Raw genomic sequence first — 24,796 nt, forward strand, 5'->3', positions numbered from 1 at the left:
GAGTGCGGCGGGTGTGGGCTGGGTGTGGTGGTGCGAGCGGGGTGAGAGGGCTCGGGGGCGGTTGCTGGGGTGTCTGGGGCGTGGGGTCGGGAGGGCCGGGGGTTGTGGGGCGCGGGCTTGAGGGCGGGGGCGGGTGGTGCCTGAGCCGGCCTCCTTCTTGTTCCTAGGCGACGCGCGAACTCGGATTTGGTTCACGGTGGACCGGTGATTCGCTCGATCCGGTGATCATGGTTGACATCTGAGCCAGCCGGGAAAAGGCGGGTTGACCAGGTGTTATGGTCCGGTCAACCCGCCGCTCGTCAGGCTTCCAGCCGTGTCGTCAGAGTGCGGAGCAGGGGGTCGCCCGAGGTCGGCTTGGACTGGGCGCGGAGGGCTTCCTCGACCACGTTGGCGATGTCGCCGAGGATCTGCGGCGGGGTGTCGTCGGTGATCAGGGCGCCGGCCCGGCGGGCTTCCGCTTCGGCGTTGGCCGGGTCGCCCGACTCCAGCAGGAACCGCGCGCCGCGCGCCACCAGGAACGTCTGCCAGTCCAGGTCACCCAGCTGCGCGGCCAGTTCCTCGGCGATGCCGTTCTGCTCGATCGCGGCCTCGTGGTGGCCGGCTTGGACGTGCAGGAAGGCCCTGATGGCGGCGATCCGCGCGGTCAGGTGGGTGCGGTGGTCGGCGTCCTCGACGGCGGGCAGGAGTTGTTCGGCTTCCGCCAGGGTCGCGTGGCACTCGGCGGCTTCCTCGTTCGGCAGCGCGGCGGCGGCTTCGACCAGGGAGCCGGCGGCCTCGGCCGGTTCCGAGACCTCCTGCCACGCGGCCGCGGCGCCCTGGTAGGCGGACGCGGCTTCGAGCGGGTGGTCCAGGCGGCGCAGGACGCCGGCCAGGACGTCCAGGACCATGGCCCGTCGCCACGGCTCGTCGGCGGGCACGAGGCCGAGCGCGACCTCCAGGTGCTTGCGGGCGGCCTCGGTCTCGTCCAGGCGGGCGCACACCTGGCCCAGCCGGTAGCGGACGGGCACGACGATGTCCGGGTCGACGTCGCCGCCCTCGATGACGCGGACGGCTTCCTCCAGGGCCTCGGCGGCCTCCACGAACCGGCCCGCCTTGAGGTAGCCGCCGGCCAGGGCGTAGCACGCCTTGGCCACGTCGTCCGGCACGCCGACCTCGTGGCCGACGGTCACCGCGTCACGCAGCTCCGCCAGGTGCTCGGCCTCCAGCCCGAGCCGCTCGACCGACGCCACCCGCTGCCGGTGCGTCTCCGCCGTCCACGGCCCGCGCGGCGTGCTGAACGCGCCGACGAACTCGGCCGCCGTGCGCACCGCCTCCTCCTCGCCGCGCACGGTCTGGATCTTCAGCAGCAGCCGCAGCGCGTCGAACCGCACGGACGCCGGCACGTCACCCGACAGCACGTCCGCCACCTCGGCGTGCGCCTCGTCCAACCGCCCCGTGGTGGCCAGGTGCTGCGCCCGGTCGCACCGCGCCCGCGACACCAGCTCCGGCACCTCGGCCCGCGCCAGCTCCAGCGCCTCGGCGGCCAGCTCGCCCTGCTCGTCGACCTCGTCGGCGTCCGCGAGCAGGTCGCCCAGCAGCAACCGCGTCAGCACCCGCGTGAACGGGGTGCCCGCGACGTCCGCCTCCGCCAGGCACGTGCGCGCCACGGCGATGCACCGCGCGAGCCCGCCGTCCTCCGCGCGCAGCCCGGCGCCCCGCGCCCGGAACCGGTTGGCCAGGTCGTGCTCGCCGCACGCGGCCAGCCGGTCGACCGCCGCGTCCAGCTCCGCCAGCACCTCCTCCTTCGGCCGCACATGCCCGCCCGCGATCGCCCGCCGGGCCGCGACCAGCGCGCCCAGCGACTCGGGCAGCAACGGGTCCAGGTCCTCCGGCAGCGATCTCAGCAGCCGCATGCCGACCAGGAACTCGCCCTCGTCGAACGCGTCGCACATCGCCCGCGCCAGCTCGACCGGGTCGGCGACCGCCACCGGCTCCTCCTCGACCGGGGGCGGGGGAGCGGCCGCGGTCGGCACGGCCAGCGGCACCGGGATCGTGTCCGGCGCGGCCAGCGTGCGCCGCACGCGGGTGCTCACCGCGTCGCTGCCGTTGCGCCGGTCGAACCGGGCCGCGATCTCCAGCGCCTGCGCCTCCAGCAGCTCGCGCAGCTCCGGCGCGGTCAGCACGGTGGTCCGCCCGTCCCGCGGCACGGCGAACTCCTCGTCCGGCGACACCCGGCTGAGCAGCAGCGCCGCGCCCGCGGCGAAGTGCATGGCCCGGGACGGGCTGGTCGAGTGGTGCACCCGGTGCAGGTGGCCGCGCAGCAGCTCGACGCCGCGCCGCACGTTGCCCGACGTCGCGCAGAACTCCAGGTGGTCGTCCAGGTAGCCGCCGACCAGGTCGTCGCGCACCAGCCGGTACGCCACCACGTGCGCCTGCCGGGCCCGGTCCACGTCGCCGAGCGCCACGAACGCGGGCGTCAACGTGGTCAGGATGCCCTGGGGCTGGGTCGCGCAGCCCGTGTCCTGCTCCAACTGGTGCTCGGCGTGCGCGACGGCCTCGGCGTGCCTGCCCTGCCGGATCAGGTGCCCGGCCTGCTCCTCGATGACGCACGCCTCGCAGTCGCTCATCGGGCCGCGGTCCATCGCCAGGTACCGCGCGAAGTGCTCCCGGTACGCCTCCTCGTCGCCGATGTGCGAGGCCAGGTCGGCGCGGGCGCCGTGCACGGGCTGCATCGAGTAGCCGAGCCGCCGGTAGCGCTCGGCGAGCTGGTCCACGAACGAGTTGATCTGCTCCAGCGTGAACCGAGGGTCGGCGATCAGGCCGCTGACGATCCACTTGTGCGCCCAGTCGTAGCTGTGCGTCTCCCACTCGTCGAACGCGGTGGGGTCGCGCTGCTCGGCCGTGCCGCACCAGGCGAACGGGGCCAGCATCAGGTCGTAGCGGCCCAGGTCGTAGGCGGACCGGATCAGCGCGATGCGGCAGCTCACGGCCAGCGGCAGGTGGTCGAGCGCGTCCGCCGCGCGGGCCGCCCGCTCCAGCGCCTCGTGCCGCGCCATGCCCTCCGGCATGTGGTACGCCTCGACGAACTGCCGCTCGGCGGCTTCCTTCTCCTCGTTCACCGGTGATCTCCCACGGCACGGTCCAGCAGTTCCAGGAACGAACGGTTCAGCGCCGCGGTGTCCTTCGGGCGCATCGGGCGGCGCGCCTGCAGCAACGCGTGCACGTACAGCGACTCCACGGTCAGCTCCACCAGCGCCGGGTCGGTCAGCTGCGCCAGCCGCCGCACCAGCGGGTTGCGGCAGTTCAGCACGAGCCGCTGGGCGGCGTCGGACGTCGACTCGACCAGGCTGCCCAGCAGCTCCGCCCACAGCGGGTCGGCCTGCTCGCCGACCTGCCGCGCGTCCCGCCTCCGCTCGCCCTCCACGTTCGTGACCAGCAGCGCGGGCAGCGAGCCCGGGTCGAAGTCGCGCGGCACGGCCTCGCAGTCGTGCCGCTCCAGCACGTCCTTGGCCAGCGCGAACCGCTCCCGCAGCGCGCGTTCCAACTCCGGGTCCGGGTCGTCGAGCGCGGCCAGCACCTCGGTCGGCGCGACCCGGCGGGCGGCGGTCGGGCCGTCCAGGGCGACGAGCCGTTCCATGATCTCCGCGTCGTAGGCGTAGCCCGCGTTGACCAGGCCCATGCCCTGCGCGTGCGCGACCGGCGCGAGCTGGCGGAACTCGTCCACGTCCGGCACGTGCGCGATGACGCCGTGCTTGCGGCGGAACTGGCGCAGCGACTGGGGGCCGTCGGTGGTCTCGAACGGCAGCCACCGCTCGACCAGCCGCAGCATCTCGTCGTCCACCCTGGCCAGCGACTTGATGCCCAGGTGGTGCGCGTCGAGCAGGGCACGCGTGCGGTCGGGGCTCGTCGCGTCGAGGCGGACCAGCCAGTCGCGGACCTGGCGGCCCAGCTCCTCGCGCACGGCCAGCAGCGTCTCGTCCTGGTAGAGCGACTCCCGGCTCGCGGTCGGCCGCAGCGACGTCGAGTCGACCACGCAGCGCACGAAGTACGCCCACTCCGGCAGCAGGCCCTCGATGGCGTCGCCGACGAGCATCCGCTTGAGGTAGACGCGGTGGGACTGGCGCGCGCCGGGGTGCACGCCGCCGGGCAGCACGTAGGCGACACCGCGCAGGCCCACCGTCGGCACCTCGACCGGGATCGCGTCGAACGGCCGCACGCCCAGCACCCGCTCGCCGTACGCGATCGGGTCGGACTCCCACGGCAGCCCGCCCTCCGTGACGACCTCGTCACCGACCCGCACCGTCACCGGCAGCAGGGCGCCGTACTCGGTGACCAGGGCCTTGACCACGTCGCGCTCCAGCCAGTGCTCGGCGTCGCGGTGCGGCACCAGCTCGATGGTGGTGCCGACGTCCGCGCGGGCGCCGTCGTCCACCTCGACCTCGTAGTTGCCCGCCGCGTCGGCCGTCCACCGGACCGCGGGGCCGCCCCGGGCGGAGCGGCTGACCAGCCGGATGCGCTCGGCCACCAGGAACGCCGACAGCAGGCCGACGCCGAACTGGCCCAGGAAGCCCTGGCGGGCGAAGCCCAGGTCGTCGCGCTTGGAGGTGCGGCCGAGCGTGGACAGCAGCTCGTGCACCTCGCGCTCGGTGAGGCCGATGCCGGTGTCGGAGATGCGGAGGGTGCCGCCGGCGGACCCGACCGGCTCGATCACGACCTCGCCCGGCGCGTCCGGGTGCAGCGCGCGGCGGGCGGTGATCGCGTCCACCGCGTTCTGGAGCAGTTCGCGCGCGTACACCCTGGGGCTGCTGTAGAGGTGGTGGCTGAGCAGGTCGATGATCCCGCGCAGGTCGACACCGAAGGTGTGTGCCATGGGAGTGGAGTTCACCTCGGGTCAGGTCACGGGGGAGGGCTGATTCTAAGGGCGTGGTCGCGGCTTGTGACCCGGTTTTCCGCTGATCGCCGCCGGGATCCTGCGCGCGCGGTCGAAGAGTGCCACGGCCCACCGACAATTCCGACGCGCCCGGGTCGCGATCGGGTTCCGGCACGGCGTCACCGGCACGGCGCCGCGCGGGTCGGGTCGCCGGTCCGGGGCCGGAACCGCGACCGCGCGCCCGATCCGGGGCGTGGGCGCGCCGGCCGCTCACCGGGCGACGCCCGGGGCCTGACCGCGGGCCGGTCCGGAATCACCTGGTCGGGCGGCGGTGGGGGAGGCGGAGGGCCGATCACCTAGGATCGGACCGCCGCTCCGCGTGCCTCGCGGAGGGCTGACCACCTGTTGTCCGTGACGGGAGCTGTCCACCAACCATGTCCGGAGCCAACGACCCGTACGACCCCAAGCAGGTCGCGGCGCTCTCCCCGGAAGCGCTCGACGCGGCGGTCGGGCAGGCTCGTGAGGCGTTCGCGAAGGCGGCCGACCTCGACGAGCTGGCCGCCGTGAAACCGAGCCACCTGGGCGACCGCTCGCCGGTCCTGCTGGCGCGCCGCGAGATCGGCGCGCTGCCGCCGGCCGCGAAGGCCGAGGCGGGCAAGCGGGTGAACGAGGCGCAGAACGCGGTCAAGGCCGCGTTCGAGGAGCGCCGCGCCCGGTTGCAGGCCGAGCGCGACGAACGGGTGCTGCGCGAGGAGACGGTCGACGTCACGCTGCCGTGGGACCGGGTGCCGCGCGGCGCCCGCCACCCCATCTCCACCCTCGCCGAGCGCATCGCCGACGTGTTCGTGGCCATGGGCTACGAGGTCGCCGAGGGCCCCGAGCTGGAGACCGAGTGGTTCAACTTCGACGCGTTGAACTTCGGCAAGGACCACCCGGCGCGCACCATGCAGGACACGTTCTACGTCGCGCCCGCCGACTCCGGCCTGGTGCTGCGCACGCACACGAGCCCGGTGCAGGCCCGCACCCTGCTCGACCGCGACCTCCCGGTCTACGTGGTGTGCCCCGGCCGCACGTTCCGCACCGACGAGCTGGACGCCACCCACACCCCCGTCTTCCACCAGGTCGAGGGCCTGGCCGTGGACAAGGGCCTGACCATGGCGCACCTGAAGGGCACGCTCGACGCGTTCGCCCGCGCCATGTTCGGCGAGGACTCCAGGACCCGCCTGCGGCCGAGCTTCTTCCCGTTCACCGAGCCGTCCGCCGAGGTGGACGTGTGGTTCCCGGAGAAGAAGGGCGGCGCGGGCTGGGTCGAGTGGGGCGGCTGCGGCATGGTCAACCCCAACGTGCTGCGCAACTGCGGCGTCGACCCGGAGGTGTACTCCGGGTTCGCGTTCGGCATGGGCCTGGAGCGCACCCTGCAGTTCCGCAACGGCCTGCCCGACATGCGGGACATGGTCGAAGGCGATGTCCGCTTCACCCAGCCATTCGGAACGGAGGCCTGACCGGTGCGCATTCCGGTTACCTGGCTGGTCGAGAACCTCGAGTTCGCCGAGACGCCCACGCCCGAGCAGGTCGCCGAGGCGTTCGTGCGGATCGGCATCGAGGTCGAGGACGTCCACGCGCTCGACGCCGTCACCGGCCCGCTGGTGGCGGGTCGCGTGGTGGAGGTCGAGGAGCTGACCGGGTTCAAGAAGCCGATCCGCTTCTGCCGGGTCGAGGTCGCCCCGGACCAGGTCAACGGCATCGTCTGCGGCGCGTCGAACTTCCGCGAGGGCGACACGGTCGTGGTGGCGCTGCCCGGGGCGGTGCTGCCCGGCGGGTTCGCCATCTCGGCCCGCAAGACCTACGGCCGGACCAGCGAGGGCATGATCTGCTCGGCCCGCGAGCTGGGCCTGGGCGACGACCACTCGGGCATCATGGTGCTGCCCAGCGGCACCGCGCAGCCCGGCGACGACGCGGTCGAGCTGCTGGGCCTGGGCGACACGGTGATCGAGGTCGCGCCCACCCCCGACCGGGGCTACGCGTTCTCGGTGCGCGGCCTGGCGCGTGAGCTGGCGTGCGCGTTCGACGTGCCCTACCGCGACCCCGGCGCGGTCGAGGTGCCCGAGGGCGAGGGCGACGTGCTGCCGGTCCGCATCGAGGACCCGGCGATGTGCTCGCGGTTCGTGGCCCGCCGCGTCAGCGGCGTCGACCCGACCGCGCCGACGCCGTGGTGGATGCGGCGGCGGTTGATGCTGGCGGGCATCCGGTCGATCTCGCTGCCGGTGGACGTCACCAACTACGTGATGCTGGAGCTGGGCCAGCCGCTGCACGCGTTCGACGCGGCGAAGGTCCAGGGCGGCCTGGTGGTGCGGCGCGCGGCGGCCGGCGAGAAGCTGACCACGCTGGACGAGCAGGTCCGCGCGCTCGACCCGGACGACGTGGTGATCGCCGACGACAGCGGCGTGATCTCGCTGGCCGGCGTGATGGGCGGCGCGAGCACCGAGGTCGGCGACGGCAGCTCGGACATCCTGCTGGAGGCGGCGAACTGGGACCCGGCGTCCATCGCCCGCACGGTGCGGCGGCACAAGCTGCCCAGCGAGGCGGCGAAGCGGTTCGAGCGCACGGTGGACCCGGCGCTGGCGCCGGTGGCGCTGGAGCGCGCGGCCCGGCTGCTGGACATGCTGGGCGACGGCAGCATCAAGCCCGGCCGCACGGACGTGGGCACGCCCGCGCAGCCCAAGCCGGTGACGATGCCGATCAACCTGCCCGACCGGGTCGCGGGCGTGAACTACGCCCGCGGCGCGACCGCGCGGCGGCTGGGCCAGATCGGCTGCCAGGTCGAGGTCACCACGGGCGACGACGGCACGACCATGGTCACCGCGGTGCCGCCGACGTGGCGCGCGGACCTGACCCAGCCCGCCGACCTGGTGGAGGAGGTGCTGCGGCTGGAGGGCTACGACACGATCCCGTCCACGCTGCCGCCCGCCCCGGCCGGTCGCGGGCTGACCGAGCAGCAGCGCCGCCGCCGCACGGTGTCGCGCGCGCTGGCCGAGCACGGGTTCGTCGAGGTCAAGCCGTTCCCGTTCGTCGCGCCGTCGGTGTTCGACGCGCTGGGCCTGCCCGAGGGCGACGTGCGGCGCAACACGGTGAGCGTGCTCAACCCGCTGGAGGCGGACAAGCACGCGCTGGCCACCACGCTGGTGCCGGGGCTGCTGGAGACCGTGCAGCGCAACCTGGCCCGCGGCCAGAAGGACCTGGCGGTCTACGCGATCGCCCAGGTGACGCTGCCCCGCACGCAGCAGGTGCCCGTGCCGCAGGTCGGCGTCGGCGAACGGCCGTCGGACGCGCAGGTCGCGTCGCTGCTGGCGGCGCTGCCGCAGCAGCCGGTGCACGTGGCGGCCGTGCTGGCGGGCAACCGCGAGCAGGCGGGCTGGTGGGGCAAGGGCCGGCAGGCGGACTGGGCGGACGCGGTGCAGGCCGCGCGGCTGGTCGGCCAGGCGTACGGGGTGGAGCTGACCGTGGTCGCCTCCGACCTCGCGCCGTGGCACCCGGGCCGGTGCGCCGAGCTGCGGGTCGGCGACTGGCCGGTGGGGCACGCGGGCGAGCTGCACCCGAAGGTCGTGGAGGCGCTGGGGCTGCCGAAGCGGACCGTGGCGATGGAGTTGGACCTGGACGCGCTGCCGTTGAGCGACAACCGGCCCGCGCCGGTGGTGTCGGCGTACCCGCCGGTGCTGCTGGACGTGGCCGTGGTCGTGCCGGAGGACGTGCCCGCCGAGCAGGTGGCGCGGGTGCTGCGCGGCGGTGGCGGCGCGCTGCTGGAGGACATCCGGCTGTTCGACGTCTACACCGGCGACCAGGTCGGCGAGGGCAAGCGCTCGCTGGCGTACTCGCTGCGGTTCCGCGCGCCGGACCGCACCCTGACCGTGGACGAGGCGACGGCGGCGCGGGACGCGGCCGTGGCCGCCGCGGCCGAGCGGTTCGGCGCGGTGCTGAGAGCGTGACGCGGTGTCCCGGACCCGCACTGGTGCGGGTCCGGGTTTACGCCGTCCGGGTGAACGACCGGACGGTGGGGCAACGGTGAACGTGCAGTTCAGAACGCGTTGAGTGACGTGTCAAGAGGCCCAAAGACCTGTCTTTCCGGGCCGGCTTGGTCCTTGCGCACAGGTTGAACGTTCTCCAAGATTGGCGTCGCGGCCCGCTGGGCCGAGGGGCGAAGCGATGAACCGCCGGGCGAGTCTGGTCGCCGGTCCGACGGGGAGCTAGCGGCGAACCCACCGCCTGGAGCATGCAATCTAGTGAGGTTGCCTCATGCGCAGCTTGGGCCCGCGGATGGAAGTCGCCGTCGCCATGACCATCCTCGGCGTGGGCGCCGCCGTGGTCGCTGCCATGCACCTGACCTGGCCGGAACCCGAACTGCCCGCGATGGCGTACGCGGTCAGCGGCGGCGAGGTGTCGGACCTGCAGTCGTTCGAGATCAACGACGTGTCGGGCGGGGCGGTCGAGCTGACGCCCGGCAGCGAGGGCGCGCGGCTGGTGCGGCTGTCGAACCCGAACAGCGTGGAGATCGTGGTGCTGACGTTGCAGGCGCAGCCGGGCGAGCCGCTGGACGAGGCGGGCAACCCGGTGCCGGGCTGCCCGGCCGGCGTGCTGGCCGTGGCGCCGATGGCGGAGCCGGTCACCATCCCGCCGGCGGGGTCGGTCGACGTGGAGATGGTCGTGCGGATCGCGCACGACGTGCCGGACGCGTGCACGGACCTGGTGTTCCCGCTGACGTACTCGGGGCGGGCGGCCCGCGTCTAGCGGACGTCCGGCGGGTCCGTCCCGAAAACCACCGCGGGCCGCCCCGGTGTGCGAGGCTTCCGGCATGAGCGCGTACGACTACGACTTGGTCGTGATCGGGTCGGGCCCCGGCGGGCAGAAGGCCGCGATCGCGGGCGCGAAGCTGGGCAAGCGGGTCGCGATCGTGGACCGGGCCGACATGGTGGGCGGCGTCTGCGTGAACACCGGCACCATCCCCTCGAAGACGCTGCGCGAGGCGGTCCTGTACCTGACGGGCATGAGCCAGCGCGACCTGTACGGCGCGAGCTACCGGGTCAAGAACGACATCACCATCTCCGACCTGCTCGCCCGCACGCAGCACGTGATCGGCCGCGAGGTCCAGGTCGTGCGCGCCCAGCTGCACCGCAACCACATCGACCTGCTCCAGGGCACGGCCCGGTTCGTCGACCCGCACACGATCGCGGTGGACGGCACGCAGCGCGGCGAGCACCACACCGTCACCGCGGGCCACGTCGTGATCGCCACCGGCACCCGGCCCGCGCGGCCGGACCAGGTGGACTTCGACGAGGTGCGGGTGCTGGACTCCGACGAGGTGCTGGCGCTGGAGGAGATCCCGTCGTCCCTGGTGGTCGTGGGCGCGGGCGTGATCGGCATCGAGTACGCGTCGATGTTCGCCGCGCTGGGCAGCCGGGTGACCGTGGTCGAGCAGCGGGAGCGGATGCTCGACTTCTGCGACCCGGAGATCGTGGAGTCGCTGAAGTTCCACCTGCGCGACCTGGCGGTGACGTTCCGGTTCGGCGAGAAGGTCGTGAACGTGGACGTGTCCGAGACCGGCACGGTCACGACGCTGGCCAGCGGCAAGCGCATCCCGGCCGCCGCGGTCATGTACTCGGCGGGCCGCCAGGGCAACACCGAGGCGCTGGACCTGCACAACGCGGGACTGGAGTCCGACCACCGCGGCCGGCTGTCGGTGGACGAGCACTACCGCACGGCGGTCGAGCACATCTACGCGGTCGGCGACGTGATCGGCTTCCCGGCGCTGGCCGCCACGTCGATGGACCAGGGCAGGCTCGCCGCCTACCACGCGTTCGGCGAGCGGGCGCGCGAGCTGTCGGCGTTGCAGCCGATCGGGATCTACACCATCCCGGAGATCTCGTACTGCGGCGCCACGGAGGCCGAGCTGACGTCGTCCGCCGTGCCCTACGAGGTGGGGCTCGCGCGGTACCGGGAGCTGGCGCGGGGCTCGATCGTCGGCGACGCCTACGGCATGCTCAAGCTGCTGGTGTCCACTGTGGACCGCAAGCTGCTCGGCGTGCACCTGTTCGGCACCGGCGCGACCGACCTCGTGCACATCGGCCAGGCGGTCATGGCGTGCGGCGGCACGGTCGACTACCTGGTGGACACCGTCTTCAACTACCCGACGCTGTCCGAGGCGTACAAGGTGGCCGCGCTGGACGCGACGAACAAGATCCGCGCGCTGGAGCGGTTCGGGTCCTAGCCGGGGCCGTCGAGCAGCAGCCGGGTGACGAGGTGCAGCCGCGCGTCCCGGACGTCCATCAGCGGCGGCACGAGCAGCGTCGGCATGCCCGCGGCGACGCCCGCGCCGTCGTGCGTGGCGCGGTCGCCGACCATGAGCGTCGCGGCGGGCGCGGCGCCGAGCTCGTCCAGCGCGATCCGGAAGATCGCCGGGTCGGGTTTCACCACGCCGTGCTCGAACGACAGCACGAAGGAGTCGACCGGCAGGTCGGCGAACGCGGGCCGCAGGTCGAAGTGGATGTCGCTCAACACCCCGATGCGGACGCCGTGCGCGTGCAGTGCCCGCAACGTCGGGGCGGCGTCCACCGCGAACGGGGTGAACGCGGGGTCGCGGTCGACCGCGTACAGCGAGTCCGCCAGCTCCGCGTCCAGCCCTGCGTCCCGGAACGCCGCGTAGCTCGTCCGCCGGTGCAGGTCGGCGTCGGCGTCCACGCCCGGCACGTCGAGCCTCGCGCGGGCGAGGGCCGCCGCCACCTCGGGGGCCCCGTCGGCGGCGCGGCCGATCCGGCGCAACGCCTCCGCCACCCACCTCCGGAACGTCGGCGCGAGCACCAGCGTCCCCCGCCAGTCGAAGATCACGGCCCGCAGTCGGTCGGCCATCCCGCGCTCACCTTCGGTAGTCGGCGACTCACTCGGCTGAAGGCTGCCGCACCACTCCCGTGCGGGGCTACCGTTTTCCGGACCCCTACGGCGGGAGACCGGCATGGCCGCGATGCCCCTCTACATGCGCCGGGTCGGCTTCGACCCGGATCCGGCGATCGCGGAGGTCCGCGACCGGGAGGGGGTGGTCCGGGTCGACTCGGCGCTGGGCGTCCCGGTGTGGCTGGTCACCCGGGTGGAGGACGTCCGGCGGGTCTACGGCGACCCGCTGCGGTTCGGCAACTCGGCGCCGCACCTCGTGCCCGGCGCGCCCGCGTTGTCCGAGGAGGAGCTGGCCGCCGCGCGGCCGGGCAACCTGCTCGTGTTCGACCCGCCGGAGCACACCCGGCTGCGCAGGCTGCTGGCGCCGGAGTTCACCGTCCGCCGGATGCGCCGCCTCGAACCGCGCGTGCACGAGATCGTGCGCGACCACCTCGACGCGATCGAGCGCCAGGGCCCGCCGGCCGACCTCGTGCCCGACTTCGCCCTGCCGGTGCCCGCGCTGGTGATCTGCGAGCTGCTCGGCGTGCCCGCCGAGGACCGGGACGCGTTCCAGGCCCGCTACGCCCGCTACTTCGACATGACGCTGTCGTTCGACGAGCGGGTCGCGGTGCAGTTCGAGGCCAAGGACTACCTGGCGCGGCTCGTCGCGCGGGCGCGGCGGGAGCCGGGGGACGACCTGCTGGGCATGCTCGTCCGCGACACCACCGCCGACCTCGCCGACCGCGAGCTGGTCGGCATGGCGGACCTGCTGCTGCTGGCCGGGCACGAGACGACGGCCAACATGCTCGGCCTCGGCACGCTCGCCCTGCTGCGCCACCCCGCGCAGTTCCGGCTGCTGCGCGAGGAACCGGACCGCGCCGCCGCCGCGGTGGAGGAGCTGCTGCGGTGGCTGAGCGTCGTGCACACCGGCGTGCCGCGGGTCACCACGACCGACGTCGAGCTGGGCGGCCACGCGCTGGGGCCCGGCGAGCTGGTCGTGTGCGCGCTGCCCGCGGCCAACCGCGACCCCGCGCTCGTGCCGGACCCGGAACGGCTGGACGTCACCCGCGCCGCGGGCAGCCACGTCGCGTTCGGCCACGGCGTGCACCACTGCCTGGGCGCGCCGCTGGCCAGGATGGAGATGCGGATCGCGTTCGCCGCGCTGGCGCGCCGGTTCCCGGGGCTGCGCACCGTCGACCCGGAGCCGGACTACCGGCCGGAGGCGGTCGTCTACGGGCTCTCGTCGCTGCGCGTCACCTGGTGATCGCGCGGGCGGGGCGGTCCGCCGTCGCGCGGAACCCCGAAAAGCGATTTGAGTGACTTTGCATCAACGTGCATACTTATCCGCATGACGGTACGGATCGCGGTCGCCGGGGCCAGCGGGTACGCCGGGGGAGAGGTGCTGCGCCTCCTGCTCGGTCACCCGGACGTGGAGATCGGCGCGCTCACCGCCGGCGGCAACGCGGGCTCGAAGCTGCTCTCCCACCAGCCGCACCTGCTGCCGCTGGCCGACCGGGTGCTGGAGGAGACGACCGCCGACGCCCTGCGCGGCCACGACGTCGTCTTCCTCGCCCTGCCCCACGGGCACTCCGCCGCGATCGCCGCGCAGCTGGGCGAGGACACGGTCGTCATCGACTGCGGCGCGGACCACCGGCTCACCGACCCCGCCGCCTGGGACCGCTGGTACGGCGGCACGCACGCGGGCAGCTGGCCGTACGGCCTGCCCGAGCTGCCCGGCCGGCGCGAGGAGCTGCGCGGCGCGCGCCGCGTCGCCGTCCCCGGCTGCTACCCGACGGTGTCCTCGCTGGCCCTGGCCCCCGCGATGGGGCTGGTCGAGCCGGAGGTCACCGTGGTGGCCGTGTCCGGCGCGTCCGGCGCGGGCAAGTCGCTCAAGCCCCACCTGCTCGGCTCCGAGGTGATGGGCTCGCTCAGCGCCTACGGCGTCGGCGGCACGCACCGGCACACCCCGGAGATCGCGCAGAACCTGGCCGCCGTCGCGGGCGAGCCGGTCGCGGTGTCGTTCACCCCCGTGCTCGCGCCGCTGCCGCGCGGCATCCTGGCCACCTGCTCGGCCACGCTCGTGGACGTCGACGCGGACGTGCGCTCCGCCTACGAGAAGACCTACGCCGACGAGCCGTTCGTGCACCTGCTGCCGGAAGGCCACTGGCCGACCACGGGCGCGGTGCTCGGCTCGAACGCGGTCCAGCTCCAGGTGACCGTCGACCGGGACGCGAACCGGCTCGTCGTGGTCGCCGCGATCGACAACCTGGCGAAGGGCACCGCGGGCGCGGCGGTGCAGTGCATGAACCTGGCACTCGGCCTGCCGGAGACCACCGGCCTGTCCACCGTGGGAGTAGCCCCGTGAACCGCGAGACCACCGGCTTGTCCACGCCCGATCGCCACCGGGGCGTGACCGCGCCGAAGGGCTTCCAGGCCGCGGGCGTCGCGGCCGGCATCAAGGAGTCCGGCGCGCTCGACCTGGCGCTGGTCGTCAACGAGGGCCCCGGCCAGGCCGCCGCCGGCGTCTTCACCACCAACCAGGTGAAGGCCGCGCCGGTGCTGTGGTCGCAGCAGGTGCTCAAGGAGCGCAGGCTGCGCGCCGTCGTGCTCAACTCCGGCGGCGCGAACGCGTGCACCGGCCCCGAGGGCTTCCAGGACACCCACGCCACCGCCGAGAAGGTCGCCGAGGAGCTCGGCGTCGGCGCGATCGAGGTCGCGGTGTGCTCCACCGGCCTGATCGGCGAGCGGCTGCCGATGGACAACCTCAAGGCGGGCGTGGAGAAGGCCGCCCAGGAGCTGGCCGCGGGCGACCGCGCGGGCCTGGACGCCGCCACCGCCGTGATGACCACCGACACCCGCCCCAAGCAGTCCTGGCTCGCCCACCCCGACGGCTGGTCCGTGGGCGGGTTCGTCAAGGGCGCGGGCATGCTGTCGCCGAACATGGCCACGATGCTCAGCGTCCTCACCACCGACGCGGTGGTGGACGGCGACGCCCTGGACGCGGCGCTGCGCGCGGCCACGGCCAAGACCTACGACCGGCTCGACGTGGACGGCGGCACGTCCACCAACGACACGGTCCTGCTCCTCGCCTCCGGCGCGTCCGGCGTCGCGCCGACCGCCGAGGAGTTCGCCGAGGTGCTCACCGCCGTGGCCAAGGACCTGGTCAAGCAGCTCCAGGGCGACGCGGAGGGCGTCACCAAGGAGGTCTCGATCACGGTCAACGGCGCGCTGAGCGAAGCCGAGGCCCTGGCGGTCGCCAAGACCGTCGCCGAGGACAACCTGGTCAAGACCGCGCTGTTCGGCTCGGACCCGAACTGGGGCCGCATCGCGATGGCCGTCGGCCGCTCACCGGCGACCGTCGACCAGCACAAGCTCGGCATCGCGATCAACGGCGTCACCCTGTTCGCCGACGGCCACAAGGCCGCCGACCGCAGCGAGGCCGACCTGTCCGGCCGCGACGTGGACATCGTGGTCGACCTGGGCCTGGGCGACGGCACGGCCACCGTGCTCACCACGGACCTGTCCCACGCCTACGTCGAAGAGAACAGCGCGTACAGCTCGTGAGCACGCCACAGGAGAAAGCCGGGATCCTGATCGAGGCCCTGCCGTGGCTCCAGCGGTTCCGCGGCGCGATCGTGGTCGTCAAGTACGGCGGCAACGCCATGGTGGACGACGGGCTCAAGCGCGCGTTCGCGCAGGACATGGTGTTCCTCAAGCTCGCGGGCCTGCACCCGGTCGTGGTGCACGGCGGCGGGCCGCAGATCGCCGCGATGCTCACCAGGCTCGGCATCGCCAGCGAGTTCCGCGGCGGCCTGCGCGTCACCACGCCGGAGGCCATGGACGTGGTCCGCATGGTCCTGGTCGGCCAGGTGCAGCGCGAGCTGGTCGGCCTGATCAACTCGCACGGCCCGTTCGCGGTCGGCCTGTCCGGCGAGGACGCCCACCTGCTCACCGCGGCCCGGCGGTCGGCCCTGGTGGACGGCGAGCCGGTCGACATCGGCCTGGTCGGCGACATCGTCGACGTCAACCCCGACGCGGTGCTCGACATCGTGCGCGCGGGCCGCATCCCGGTCGTGTCCACGGTCGCGCCGGACGCCGACGGCGTGGTCCACAACGTCAACGCCGACACGGCGGCGGGCGCGGTGGCGGTGGCGCTCAAGGCCGAGAAGCTGGTCGTGCTCACCGACGTCGAGGGCCTGTACGCGGACTGGCCGGACCGGAACTCGCTGCTGCACCGGGTGGACGCCGAGCGGCTGGAGAAGATGCTGCCGGACCTGGACAGCGGCATGGTGCCGAAGATGGAGGCGTGCCTGCGCGCCGTGCGCGGCGGCGTGCCCGAGGCGCACGTGATCGACGGCAGGCTGGCGCACTCGGTGCTGCTGGAGGTCTTCACGTCCGAGGGCGTCGGCACGATGGTCACCGCCGGCGAGGTCGGCGACCCGACTGGGGAGGACGAGGCATGAGCGAGCACCAGCGGCGGTGGCAGGCCGCCATGATGAACAACTACGGCACGCCCGGCCTGACCCTGACCCGCGGCGAGGGCGCGTACGTCTGGGACGCCGACGGCAACCGCTACCTGGACCTGCTCACCGGCATCGCGGTCAACGCGCTCGGCCACGCGCACCCGGCGATCGTGGCCGCGGTGACCGAGCAGATCGGCCGGCTCGGCCACACGTCCAACCTCTACATCAACGAGCCCGCGCTCGCGCTCGCCGAACGCCTGCTCGACCTGTCCGGCGTGGACGGCGACGGCCGCGTGCTGTTCTGCAACTCCGGCGCGGAGGCCAACGAGGCCGCGTTCAAGCTGAGCCGCCGCACCGGCCGCACCAAGGTCGTCGCCACCGACGGCGGCTTCCACGGCCGCACCATGGGCGCGCTGGCCCTCACCGGCCAGCCCGCGAAGCGCGAGCCGTTCGAGCCGCTGGTGCCCGGCGTGGTGCACATCCCGTACGGCGACGTCGCCGCGCTGGAGGCCGCGATCGACGACGAGACCGCCGCGTTCGTCGTGGAGCCCATCCAGGGCGAGAACGGCGTGGTCGTGCCGCCCGAGGGCTACCTCCAGGCGGCCCGCCGGATCACCGCCGAGCACGGCGCGCTGCTGGTCCTCGACGAGGTGCAGACCGGCATCGGCCGGCTGGGCACCTGGTTCGCGTTCCAGCAGGTCGGCGTGGTGCCCGACGTGATCACCCTGGCCAAGGGCCTGGGCGGCGGCCTGCCGCTGGGCGCGTGCATCGCGATCGGCCCGGCCAAGGACCTGTTCGGCCCCGGCCAGCACGGCACCACGTTCGGCGGCAACCCGGTGTGCTGCGCCGCCGCGCTCGCCGTGCTGGACACGATCGCCGCCGACGGCCTGCTGGAGCACACCTCCGCGGTCGGCAAGGAGATCGCCGCCGGCGTCGAGGCGCTGGACCACCCGCTCATCTCCGGTGTGCGGGGCGCCGGCCTGCTGCTCGGCATCACGCTGCGCGAGGCGGTCTCGGCGAAGGCCGCGGCGGCCGCGCAGCAGGCCGGCTATCTGATCAACCCGATCCAGCCCGACGTCATCCGCCTGGCGCCGCCGCTGGTGCTGGACGAGGCCGACGCCCACCGGCTGGTGGCCGACCTGCCGTCGTTCCTCCCGACCCCAGGCCAGGAGCCGTGATGGTGCGCCACTTCCTGCGTGACGACGACCTGACCCCCGAGGAGCAGGCCGAGGTCCTCGACCTCGCCGACGACTACAAGGCCGACCGGATGACGGCCAAGCCCCTGGCCGGCCCGAAGTCCGTCGCGGTGATCTTCGAGAAGAACTCCACCCGCACCCGGCTGTCGTTCGAGGTGGGCATCGCCCAGCTCGGCGGCAACCCGGTCATCATCGACGGCCGGTCCATGCAGCTCGGCCGCGAGGAGACCATCGAGGACACCTCCCGCATCCTGTCCGGGTACGTCGAGGCGGTCGTGTGGCGGACGTTCGCGCAGAAGCGTATCGACGCGATGGCGTCGGTGTCCCGCATCCCGGTGATCAACGCGCTGACCGACGAGTTCCACCCCTGCCAGGTGCTGGCCGACCTCCAGACCATCCGCCGGGTGCACGGCAGGCTCGCCGGCCTCACCGTCACCTACCTCGGCGACGGCGCGAACAACATGTCCCACTCGATGCTGCTCGGCGGCGCCACCGCGGGCATGCACGTGCGGATCGCCGCGCCGGCGCTGTTCCAGCCGCTGCCGTGGGTGCTGGAGGACGCCCGCAAGCGGGCCGAGGAGACCGGCGGCTCGGTCCAGGTGATCGAGGACCCGCGCAAGGCCGTGGACGGCGCGGAGGTCCTGGTCACCGACACGTGGACGTCCATGGGCCAGGAGAACGACGGCCGCGACCGGATGCGCCCCTTCCGGCCCTACCAGCTCAACTCCGACCTGGTCGCCGCCACCGGCGTGAAGACCACCGTGCTGCACTGCCTGCCCGCCCACCGCGGCCAGGAGATCACCGACGAGGTGCTCGACGGCCCGGACAGCGCCGTCTGGGACGAGGCCGAGAACCGCCTGCACGCGCAGAAGGCGCTGCTCGTGTGGCTCCTCGAACGCTCCGGCGCGACCGCACCGAGGGACCCGGCGCGATGACCCGGACCGCGCGGCAGGCCCGCATCGTCGAACTGGTCGCCCAACGCGCCATCCGCAGCCAGTCCGAACTGGCGAAGACGCTGGCGGTGGAAGGCATCGAGGTCACCCAGGCCACGCTGTCGCGCGACCTGGACGAGCTGGGCGCGGTGAAGCTGCGCGGACCCGACGGCGGCGCGCCCGTCTACGTCATCCCCGAGGACGGCAGCCCGGTGCGCGGCGTGCAGGGCGGCACGACCCGACTCACCCGGCTGCTCGGCGAGCTGCTGGTGTCCGTGGACCACTCCGGCAACCTCGCCGTCCTGCGCACCCCGCCCGGCGCGGCCCAGTTCCTGGCCAGCGCCCTGGACCGCGCCGCGCTGCACGACATCGTCGGCACCATCGCGGGCGACGACACCATCCTCGCCGTGGCGCGCGAACCCCTCACCGGCGCCGACCTGGCCGCCCGCGTCACCGCGCTCGCCGCCGGCGAGGAGCAGCAGCCCCAGCAGGGCGAAACCCATGAGTGAGCGGGTCGTCCTCGCCTGCTCCGGCGGACCGGCCGCCGCGGCGGCCATCGGCCGGCTCACCGGGAACGCCGGCGCCGAAGTGGTCGCCGTCGCGGTCGACCTCGGCCACGGCGGCGAGCACCCGGACGCCGTCCGGCGGCGCGCCCTGGCCTGCGGCGCGGTCGCGGCCGAGGTCGTGGACGCCCGCGACGAGGTCGCCGACCGGTACTTCCTCGCCGCCCTGCGCGCCAACACCCTGCCGCGACCCTCCGCGCTGTCCCGGCCCCTCATTGTCGAGCACCTGGTCCGCGCCGCCGCACGGCACGGCGCGACGACCGTGGCGCACACCGGCGACCGCGGCCCGATCGAAGCGGGCGTCGGCGCGCTCGCCCCCGACCTGAAGGTCGTCGCGGTCGACCCCGGCGCGGAACCGGAGCTGCCGGTCCAGGCCCGGCGCGTGCTGGAGCCGTACGACCCCGACGAGCTCGTCGTCACCTTCGACCGGGGCAGGCCCGTGGCCATCGACGGCGAGACCGTCACCATGCGCCAGGCCGTCCGGGAGCTGAACCGGCGCTCCGGCGTCGCCCGCACGACGACCACGTGGGCGCGGGAGGCGCCGGGCGCGGTCGCGCTCGTCACCGCGCACCGCGACCTTGAAGACGTCACCCTGGAACCCGACCTGGCGCGCTTCAAGCGCCGGGTCGAGCGGCGCTGGGCCGGGCTCGTGCACGACGGGCTCTGGTTCTCGCCGCTGAGACAGGCGCTGGACGGCTTCCTCGACCACACCCAGCGGCACGTGTCCGGCGAGGTCCGGCTCGTGCTGCGCGGCGGCCGCGCGGTCGTCACCGACCGGCGCGGCGAGGACCCGCCGCCCCGCCCGCACCCGGGCCACGCGACACCGCGTGACCTGCCGAACCAGATCGCCGCGAAGTAGGGATTCGAACACGTGAGCTCATTGTGGGGTGGCCGGTTCGCCGGCGGACCGGCGGAGGCGATGGCGCGGCTGTCCGCGTCCACGCACTTCGACTGGCGACTCGCCCCGTACGACATCAGGGGTTCCCGCGCGCACGCCCGCGTGCTGCACCGGGCCGGCCTGCTGACCACCGACGAGCTGGACCGCATGCTCGCCGCGCTCGACGCCCTGGAGGCCGACGTGGCGTCCGGGGACTTCACGCCGACGGTGGCCGACGAGGACGTGCACACCGCCCTCGAACGCGGCCTGATCGACCGCGCCGGACCCGAGCTGGGCGGCAAGCTCCGCGCCGGCCGGTCCCGCAACGACCAGGTCGCCACCCTGTTCCGGATGTGGCTGCGCGACGCCGCCCACCGCGTCGCGCAGGGCGTCCTCGACGTGGTCGAGGCCCTCGCCGACCAGGCGTCCGCGCACGCCACCGCCGTCATGCCCGGCCGCACCCACCTGCAGTCCGCGCAGCCCGTGCTGCTCGCGCACCACCTGCTCGCGCACGGCCAGGCCCTGCTGCGCGACGTCGACCGGCTCCACGACTGGGACCGGCGGACCGCCCTGTCGCCGTACGGGTCCGGCGCGCTCGCCGGCTCCTCGCTCGGCCTGGACCCGGCCGCCGTCGCCGCGGAACTCGGTTTCGACGGCCCCGTGGAGAACTCCATCGACGGCACCGCGTCCCGCGACTTCGCCGCCGAGATCGCGTTCGTGCTCGCCATGATCGGCGTCGACCTGTCCCGGATCGCCGAAGAGGTGATCATCTGGACCACCGCCGAGTTCCGCTTCGCCGTGCTGGACGACGCCTGGGCCACCGGCAGCTCGATCATGCCGCAGAAGAAGAACCCCGACGTCGCCGAGCTGACCCGCGGCAAGTCCGGCCGGCTCATCGGCAACCTGACCGGCCTGCTCGCCACGCTCAAGGCCCAGCCCCTGGCCTACAACCGCGACCTCCAGGAGGACAAGGAGCCGCTGTTCGACTCGGTCGAGCAGCTCGAACTGCTCCTGCCCGCGCTCGCCGGGATGATCGCGACCATGCGCTTCGACACCGCGCGCATGGCCGCGCTCGCGCCCGCCGGGTTCACCCTGGCCACCGACATCGCCGAATGGCTCGTGCGGCAGGGCGTGCCGTTCCGGGTCGCCCACGAGGCGGCGGGCGAGTGCGTCCGGGTGGCCGAGGGCCGCGGCGTCGGCCTGGAGGAGCTGACCGATGAGGAGTTCGCCACGATCTCGCCCGCGCTGACGCCCGACGTGCGTAGCGTGTTGACCGTGGAAGGCTCCATCGCGTCACGGGACGCCCACGGCGGCACCGCACCCGACCGGGTCGCCGAGCAGTTGAAGAGGTTGCGCGACAAGGTGTCCGTTGCCCGCAACGCCTAGGCAGCTCACCGAGCGGGAGCTCGCGGTCGACCCCGTCGACGCCGCGCGGCTCCTGCTCGGCGCCACCATCGAATCCACCACGCCCGAGGGCGTGGTCGGCGTGCGCATCGTGGAGGTCGAGGCGTACCGGGGCGGCGACGACCCCGCCTCGCACTGCTACCGGGGCCGCACGCCCCGCAACGACGTGATGTTCGGCCCCGCCGGGCGCCTGTACGTGTACTTCGTCTACGGCATGCACTTCTGCGCGAACGTGGTGTCGCTCACCGACGGCGTCCCCGGCGCCGTGCTGCTGCGCGCCGGCGAGGTCGTGACCGGCGCCGAGCTGGCCCGCGCCCGCCGCCCGGCCGCGCGCAACGACGCCGAGCTGGCCAAGGGCCCGGCCCGGCTCACCGGCGTCCTCGGCCTGGACCGCGCGCACAACGGCGTGAACCTGACCGAGCGCGACGCGTCCGTCCGGCTGCTCGCGGGCGACCCGGTCGGCGAGGACGACATCCGCACCGGCCCCCGCGTCGGCGTGGCCGTGGCGGTGGACGTGCCGTGGCGGTTCTGGGTCGACTCGCCGGCCGTCAGCACCTACCGCCGCGGCACCCGCCGCACCCGCGCCGAGGCGCTGCGGACCCGCTAGACCTCGCCGAACACGTACGTGCCGGGCGCGTCCGCGTCGTCGCCCGCCCAGAACTCCACCCAGTGCTGCACGAACTCCGACTTCGAGATCCAGCCGTCGCCGTCCAGGTCCAACCGCGCGAACACGGCGTCGGTCGGCGCGTCGTTCCCGGTCCAGGCGTGGATCATCCGGGCGTACTCGGGCGCGGACACGCGGCCGTCACCGTCCTCGTCCACCGCCTCGAACATCGACTCGGCCGTGGCCACCACCAGGTCCAGCATGGTGCCCAGCTCGGCCACCACGGTGAGCACCTCGTCCACCGTGACGCGGTCGTCGCCGTCGCGGTCCGACGCCGACCGCAACGCGTCCCACCAGCCCATCATGATCTCCCGCAGGCGCTCGTGGTCGACGCCGTCCCGGAGGTGCGCCCACCGGTCCGTCACCGCCTCGAAATCCGCCCGCTCGAGGAACCCGTCACCGTTCGAGTCCATGGCGGTGAACACGATGGACGTCTTCTTCCGCTGCAAGTCGCTGGCCACGGAAGCAAACTTGGCGGGGGATCGCCACGAGGACAATTGACCAGCCGGGGCAAACCCCCGCGCGGGCGAGTGACATCTCCGTGACCGTCGGTAGCGCCCCTGACCTGGTCGTGCCCCGACCGGCCCACCGCCTAGCGCACCGTGCGCCGGTACCACACCCGCCGCTCGTGCGCGGGCAGCGCGAGCCGGGTGATGAGGTTCGTCAGCACCGCGCCGATCAGCAGCCACAGCAACGCGGCCACGCCGTCGTTCAGCAGCGTCCGCAGGGTCGCGTTCGCCGGCGTGAACAGGTCGCGCAGGCCCAGCGACACCGCCGCCGACCAGGAGTCGACCAGCTGCGCGAAGCCGTTCGCCGGGTTCGCCCCCGCGATCACCAGGAAGATGTGGATCGCCAGCACGATCGCGAACACCCAGCACAGCACGTCGATCACGCCGCACACCACGCGGACCGCCCGCACGCGGCCGTCACCGCGCTCGACGATCTCCTCTTCCCGGGCGTACGGCTCCGGCGCGCGCGGCGGCTCGGCCGCGGGCATGAACTCCGTGGGACGGTCAGCGGGACGCCGGCCGCGGTTCGGGTAGGTCATCGCTGCGGTCCTTCCACTAGGGCCCCTCGCCCGAACTACCCGCCGGCGGCACCGCCTCAAACTGCTTTGACCAGGTGGAGGAGAATGGCTCCCCGTGAGCGAGCACATCCTCGACGAGCTGTCCTGGCGCGGCCTGATCGCGCAGTCCACCGACCTCGCCGCCCTGCGCGAGGACCTCGACGCGGGCCCGCTCACCCTCTATGCCGGGTTCGACCCGACCGCGCCCAGCCTGCACGCCGGCAACCTCGTCCCGCTGCTCATGCTGCGCCGCTTCCAGCGCGCCGGGCACCGGCCGATCGTCCTCGCGGGCGGCGCGACCGGCATGATCGGCGACCCGCGTGACAGCGCGGAGCGCGCGCTCAACCCGCTGGACACCGTCGCCGAGTGGGCCGGGCGCATCCGCGGCCAGCTCGAGCGGTTCGTCGAGTTCGACGACGGCCCCACCGGCGCGATCGTGGTCAACAACCTGGACTGGACCGGCGGCGTCACCGTGCTGGACTTCCTGCGCGACGTCGGCAAGCACTTCTCGGTCAACGTCATGCTCGCCCGCGAGACGGTCAAGCGCCGCCTCGACGGCGACGGCATGTCCTACACCGAGTTCAGCTACCTGCTCCTGCAGTCGCACGACTACCTCCAGCTGCACCGCAAGTACGGGACCAGGCTCCAGGTCGGCGGCTCCGACCAGTGGGGCAACATCGTCGGCGGCGTGGACCTGGTCCGGAAGGTCGACGGCGCGTCCGTGCACGCCCTGACCGCGCCGCTGGTCACCGACGCCGAGGGCCGCAAGTTCGGCAAGTCCACCGGCGGCGGCAACGTGTGGCTCGACCCGGCGATGACCTCGCCGTACGCCTGGTACCAGTACTTCGTCAACGTGGGCGACGCCGACGTGCTCCGCTACCTGCGGCTGTTCACCTTCCTGCCCCGGGAGGAGATCGCCGACCTGGAGCGGCAGACCGCCGAGGTGCCGCACCTGCGCGCCGCGCAGAAGAAGCTCGCCGAGGAGTTCACCAACCTCGTGCACGGCGAGCACGAGACCCGGCAGGTGATCGCGGCCAGCCAGGCCCTGTTCGGCCGGGGGGAGCTGCGCGAGCTGGACCTGTCGACGCTGGAGGCCACCATGGCCGAGGCGCCGACGGGCGAGGTCCGCCTGGCCGACGGGCCGACCATCGTCGACCTCCTGGTCAGCTCCGGCCTGGCGGAGAGCAAGGGCGCGGCGCGGCGCACCGTGAAGGAGGGCGGCGCGTACGTGAACAACGCGAAGGTCACCGACGAGGAGTGGGTGCCCGCCAAGGAGGACCTGCTCCACGGGACGTGGCTGGTCGTCCGCCGCGGCAAGCGGAACACCGCCGGTGTGCGGGTGCTGGTCTGACCTGCGCGAACAGCTCCACCCGACGGCCGTCGACCCCCAGCGGGGCGGCGGCCGTCGTGCTGTCTCGGTGTGATCGCGGTCACACTGTTGCGGGCGGATCGGGTCGGATAGCGTGGGGACGAGTGCGGCACGGGCTGCTGACCTGCGGTTTCAGCCTGTGGCGAGGTGCTGCGCCCCCGATTTGACCTCCGGTTCGGGTGCGTGTAACTTTCTCCATGTCAGCACGGAACGGGCCGGGAACACCGGAACGGAGTGCGGCAGGTCACGAACCAAGCTCCCGCGAACGTGGTAGAGTGGGTGACCGCGAAACGGAAGACCCAGTCCAGGCTCGTCTGAGCCGATGCGACCAGGGCGTCTGTTCCAACACAAGCTTTGAACCACAAGCCTCGGATCGAGCCGCGCGAGCGGTGAGTGATGATGAGCGCGTGTTCTTTGAGAACTCAACAGCGTGCCGAATAGCCAGTAAATTGTATGAACCTCGTCAAGAGGTTTCCTTTGAGATTGTTACTGGAC

The 24,796-nt window shown here is 73.4% G+C and carries 20 protein-coding genes; 15 read left to right on the top strand and 5 right to left on the bottom strand.

The annotated features are described in order from the left end of the window. Positions 1-299: 299 nt before the first annotated feature. Positions 300-3,098 (bottom strand): hypothetical protein, encoded by a 2,799-nt coding sequence (locus ACWEFJ_RS17885; protein ID WP_449714394.1) that lies wholly within the window; start codon positions 3,096-3,098, stop codon positions 300-302. After that, positions 3,095-4,849 carry an HSP90 family protein gene (locus ACWEFJ_RS17890; RefSeq protein ID WP_378087895.1) on the bottom strand — a complete coding sequence of 585 codons (1,755 nt, stop codon included), beginning with the start codon at positions 4,847-4,849 and terminating at the stop codon, positions 3,095-3,097. Before ACWEFJ_RS17890 ends, ACWEFJ_RS17885 begins: the two co-directional genes overlap by 4 nt. A 434-nt stretch (positions 4,850-5,283) precedes the next feature. Between ACWEFJ_RS17890 and pheS the strand changes: the two genes are divergently transcribed. The 4 genes from pheS to sthA all read left to right on the top strand — a co-directional run bounded on the left by pheS (position 5,284) and on the right by sthA (position 11,108). Further along, the gene (gene pheS, locus ACWEFJ_RS17895) at positions 5,284-6,351 is read left to right on the top strand and encodes a phenylalanine--tRNA ligase subunit alpha (protein WP_378087897.1); all 1,068 of its coding nucleotides are present in this window, start codon (positions 5,284-5,286) and stop codon (positions 6,349-6,351) included. Positions 6,352-6,354: 3 nt separating this feature from the next. Then, on the top strand, positions 6,355-8,832 hold the full coding sequence (gene pheT / locus ACWEFJ_RS17900) for a phenylalanine--tRNA ligase subunit beta (protein ID WP_449714395.1): 2,478 nt from the start codon (positions 6,355-6,357) through the stop codon (positions 8,830-8,832). A 307-nt stretch (positions 8,833-9,139) separates the two neighbouring features. Next, positions 9,140-9,631, top strand: coding sequence for a hypothetical protein (locus ACWEFJ_RS17905; protein WP_378087901.1), 492 nt, complete (start codon positions 9,140-9,142; stop codon positions 9,629-9,631). Between the two features lie 64 nt (positions 9,632-9,695). Next, positions 9,696-11,108 (top strand): Si-specific NAD(P)(+) transhydrogenase, encoded by a 1,413-nt coding sequence (sthA, locus tag ACWEFJ_RS17910; RefSeq protein ID WP_449714396.1) that lies wholly within the window; start codon positions 9,696-9,698, stop codon positions 11,106-11,108. Here sthA and ACWEFJ_RS17915 read toward each other — a convergent pair. Continuing rightward, the gene (locus ACWEFJ_RS17915; protein ID WP_378087905.1) at positions 11,105-11,746 is read right to left on the bottom strand and encodes an HAD family hydrolase; all 642 of its coding nucleotides are present in this window, start codon (positions 11,744-11,746) and stop codon (positions 11,105-11,107) included. The two genes, sthA and ACWEFJ_RS17915, sit on opposite strands and share 4 nt — an antisense overlap. A gap of 103 nt (positions 11,747-11,849) precedes the next feature. Here ACWEFJ_RS17915 and ACWEFJ_RS17920 point away from each other — a divergent pair, with 103 nt between their 5' ends. From ACWEFJ_RS17920 to ACWEFJ_RS17965, 10 genes are all read left to right on the top strand, one after another. After that, entirely contained in the window at positions 11,850-13,031 is a 1,182-nt protein-coding gene (locus ACWEFJ_RS17920; RefSeq protein ID WP_449714397.1) for a cytochrome P450, read from the top strand. 84 nt (positions 13,032-13,115) lie between these two features. Beyond that, positions 13,116-14,132: an N-acetyl-gamma-glutamyl-phosphate reductase gene (gene argC, locus ACWEFJ_RS17925; RefSeq protein WP_449714398.1), complete on the top strand. Its 1,017-nt coding sequence runs from the start codon at positions 13,116-13,118 to the stop codon at positions 14,130-14,132. Further along, positions 14,129-15,331 carry a bifunctional glutamate N-acetyltransferase/amino-acid acetyltransferase ArgJ gene (gene argJ / locus ACWEFJ_RS17930; RefSeq protein ID WP_449714399.1) on the top strand — a complete coding sequence of 401 codons (1,203 nt, stop codon included), beginning with the start codon at positions 14,129-14,131 and terminating at the stop codon, positions 15,329-15,331. Before argC ends, argJ begins: the two co-directional genes overlap by 4 nt. Continuing rightward, positions 15,328-16,230, top strand: coding sequence for an acetylglutamate kinase (gene argB / locus ACWEFJ_RS17935; RefSeq protein WP_378087913.1), 903 nt, complete (start codon positions 15,328-15,330; stop codon positions 16,228-16,230). Before argJ ends, argB begins: the two co-directional genes overlap by 4 nt. Continuing rightward, complete coding sequence (locus ACWEFJ_RS17940) at positions 16,227-17,408, top strand: acetylornithine transaminase (protein WP_378087915.1); 1,182 nt, start codon at positions 16,227-16,229, stop codon at positions 17,406-17,408. Before argB ends, ACWEFJ_RS17940 begins: the two co-directional genes overlap by 4 nt. Next, positions 17,408-18,361, top strand: coding sequence for an ornithine carbamoyltransferase (gene argF / locus ACWEFJ_RS17945; protein ID WP_378087917.1), 954 nt, complete (start codon positions 17,408-17,410; stop codon positions 18,359-18,361). Before ACWEFJ_RS17940 ends, argF begins: the two co-directional genes overlap by 1 nt. Further along, entirely contained in the window at positions 18,358-18,867 is a 510-nt protein-coding gene (locus tag ACWEFJ_RS17950) for an arginine repressor (protein WP_378087919.1), read from the top strand. The genes argF and ACWEFJ_RS17950 overlap by 4 nt, the downstream gene beginning before the upstream one ends. Beyond that, the gene (locus tag ACWEFJ_RS17955; protein ID WP_449714400.1) at positions 18,860-19,780 is read left to right on the top strand and encodes an argininosuccinate synthase domain-containing protein; all 921 of its coding nucleotides are present in this window, start codon (positions 18,860-18,862) and stop codon (positions 19,778-19,780) included. The genes ACWEFJ_RS17950 and ACWEFJ_RS17955 overlap by 8 nt, the downstream gene beginning before the upstream one ends. A 60-nt stretch (positions 19,781-19,840) precedes the next feature. Further along, entirely contained in the window at positions 19,841-21,184 is a 1,344-nt protein-coding gene (gene argH / locus ACWEFJ_RS17960) for an argininosuccinate lyase (protein WP_449714404.1), read from the top strand. After that, positions 21,168-21,809, top strand: a complete 642-nt coding sequence (locus ACWEFJ_RS17965; protein ID WP_378087922.1) for a DNA-3-methyladenine glycosylase — start codon at positions 21,168-21,170, stop codon at positions 21,807-21,809. The genes argH and ACWEFJ_RS17965 overlap by 17 nt, the downstream gene beginning before the upstream one ends. On the opposite strand, the gene ACWEFJ_RS17970 is transcribed toward ACWEFJ_RS17965, so the two are convergent. After that, entirely contained in the window at positions 21,806-22,327 is a 522-nt protein-coding gene (locus tag ACWEFJ_RS17970) for an EF-hand domain-containing protein (protein WP_378087924.1), read from the bottom strand. The two genes, ACWEFJ_RS17965 and ACWEFJ_RS17970, sit on opposite strands and share 4 nt — an antisense overlap. A 131-nt stretch (positions 22,328-22,458) precedes the next feature. Beyond that, on the bottom strand, positions 22,459-22,914 hold the full coding sequence (locus tag ACWEFJ_RS17975) for a hypothetical protein (RefSeq protein ID WP_378087926.1): 456 nt from the start codon (positions 22,912-22,914) through the stop codon (positions 22,459-22,461). 94 nt (positions 22,915-23,008) lie between these two features. Here ACWEFJ_RS17975 and tyrS point away from each other — a divergent pair, with 94 nt between their 5' ends. Continuing rightward, entirely contained in the window at positions 23,009-24,283 is a 1,275-nt protein-coding gene (gene tyrS, locus ACWEFJ_RS17980; protein ID WP_449714401.1) for a tyrosine--tRNA ligase, read from the top strand. Positions 24,284-24,796: the final 513 nt, after the last annotated feature.

The organism is Actinosynnema sp. NPDC004786, assembly GCF_053601135.1.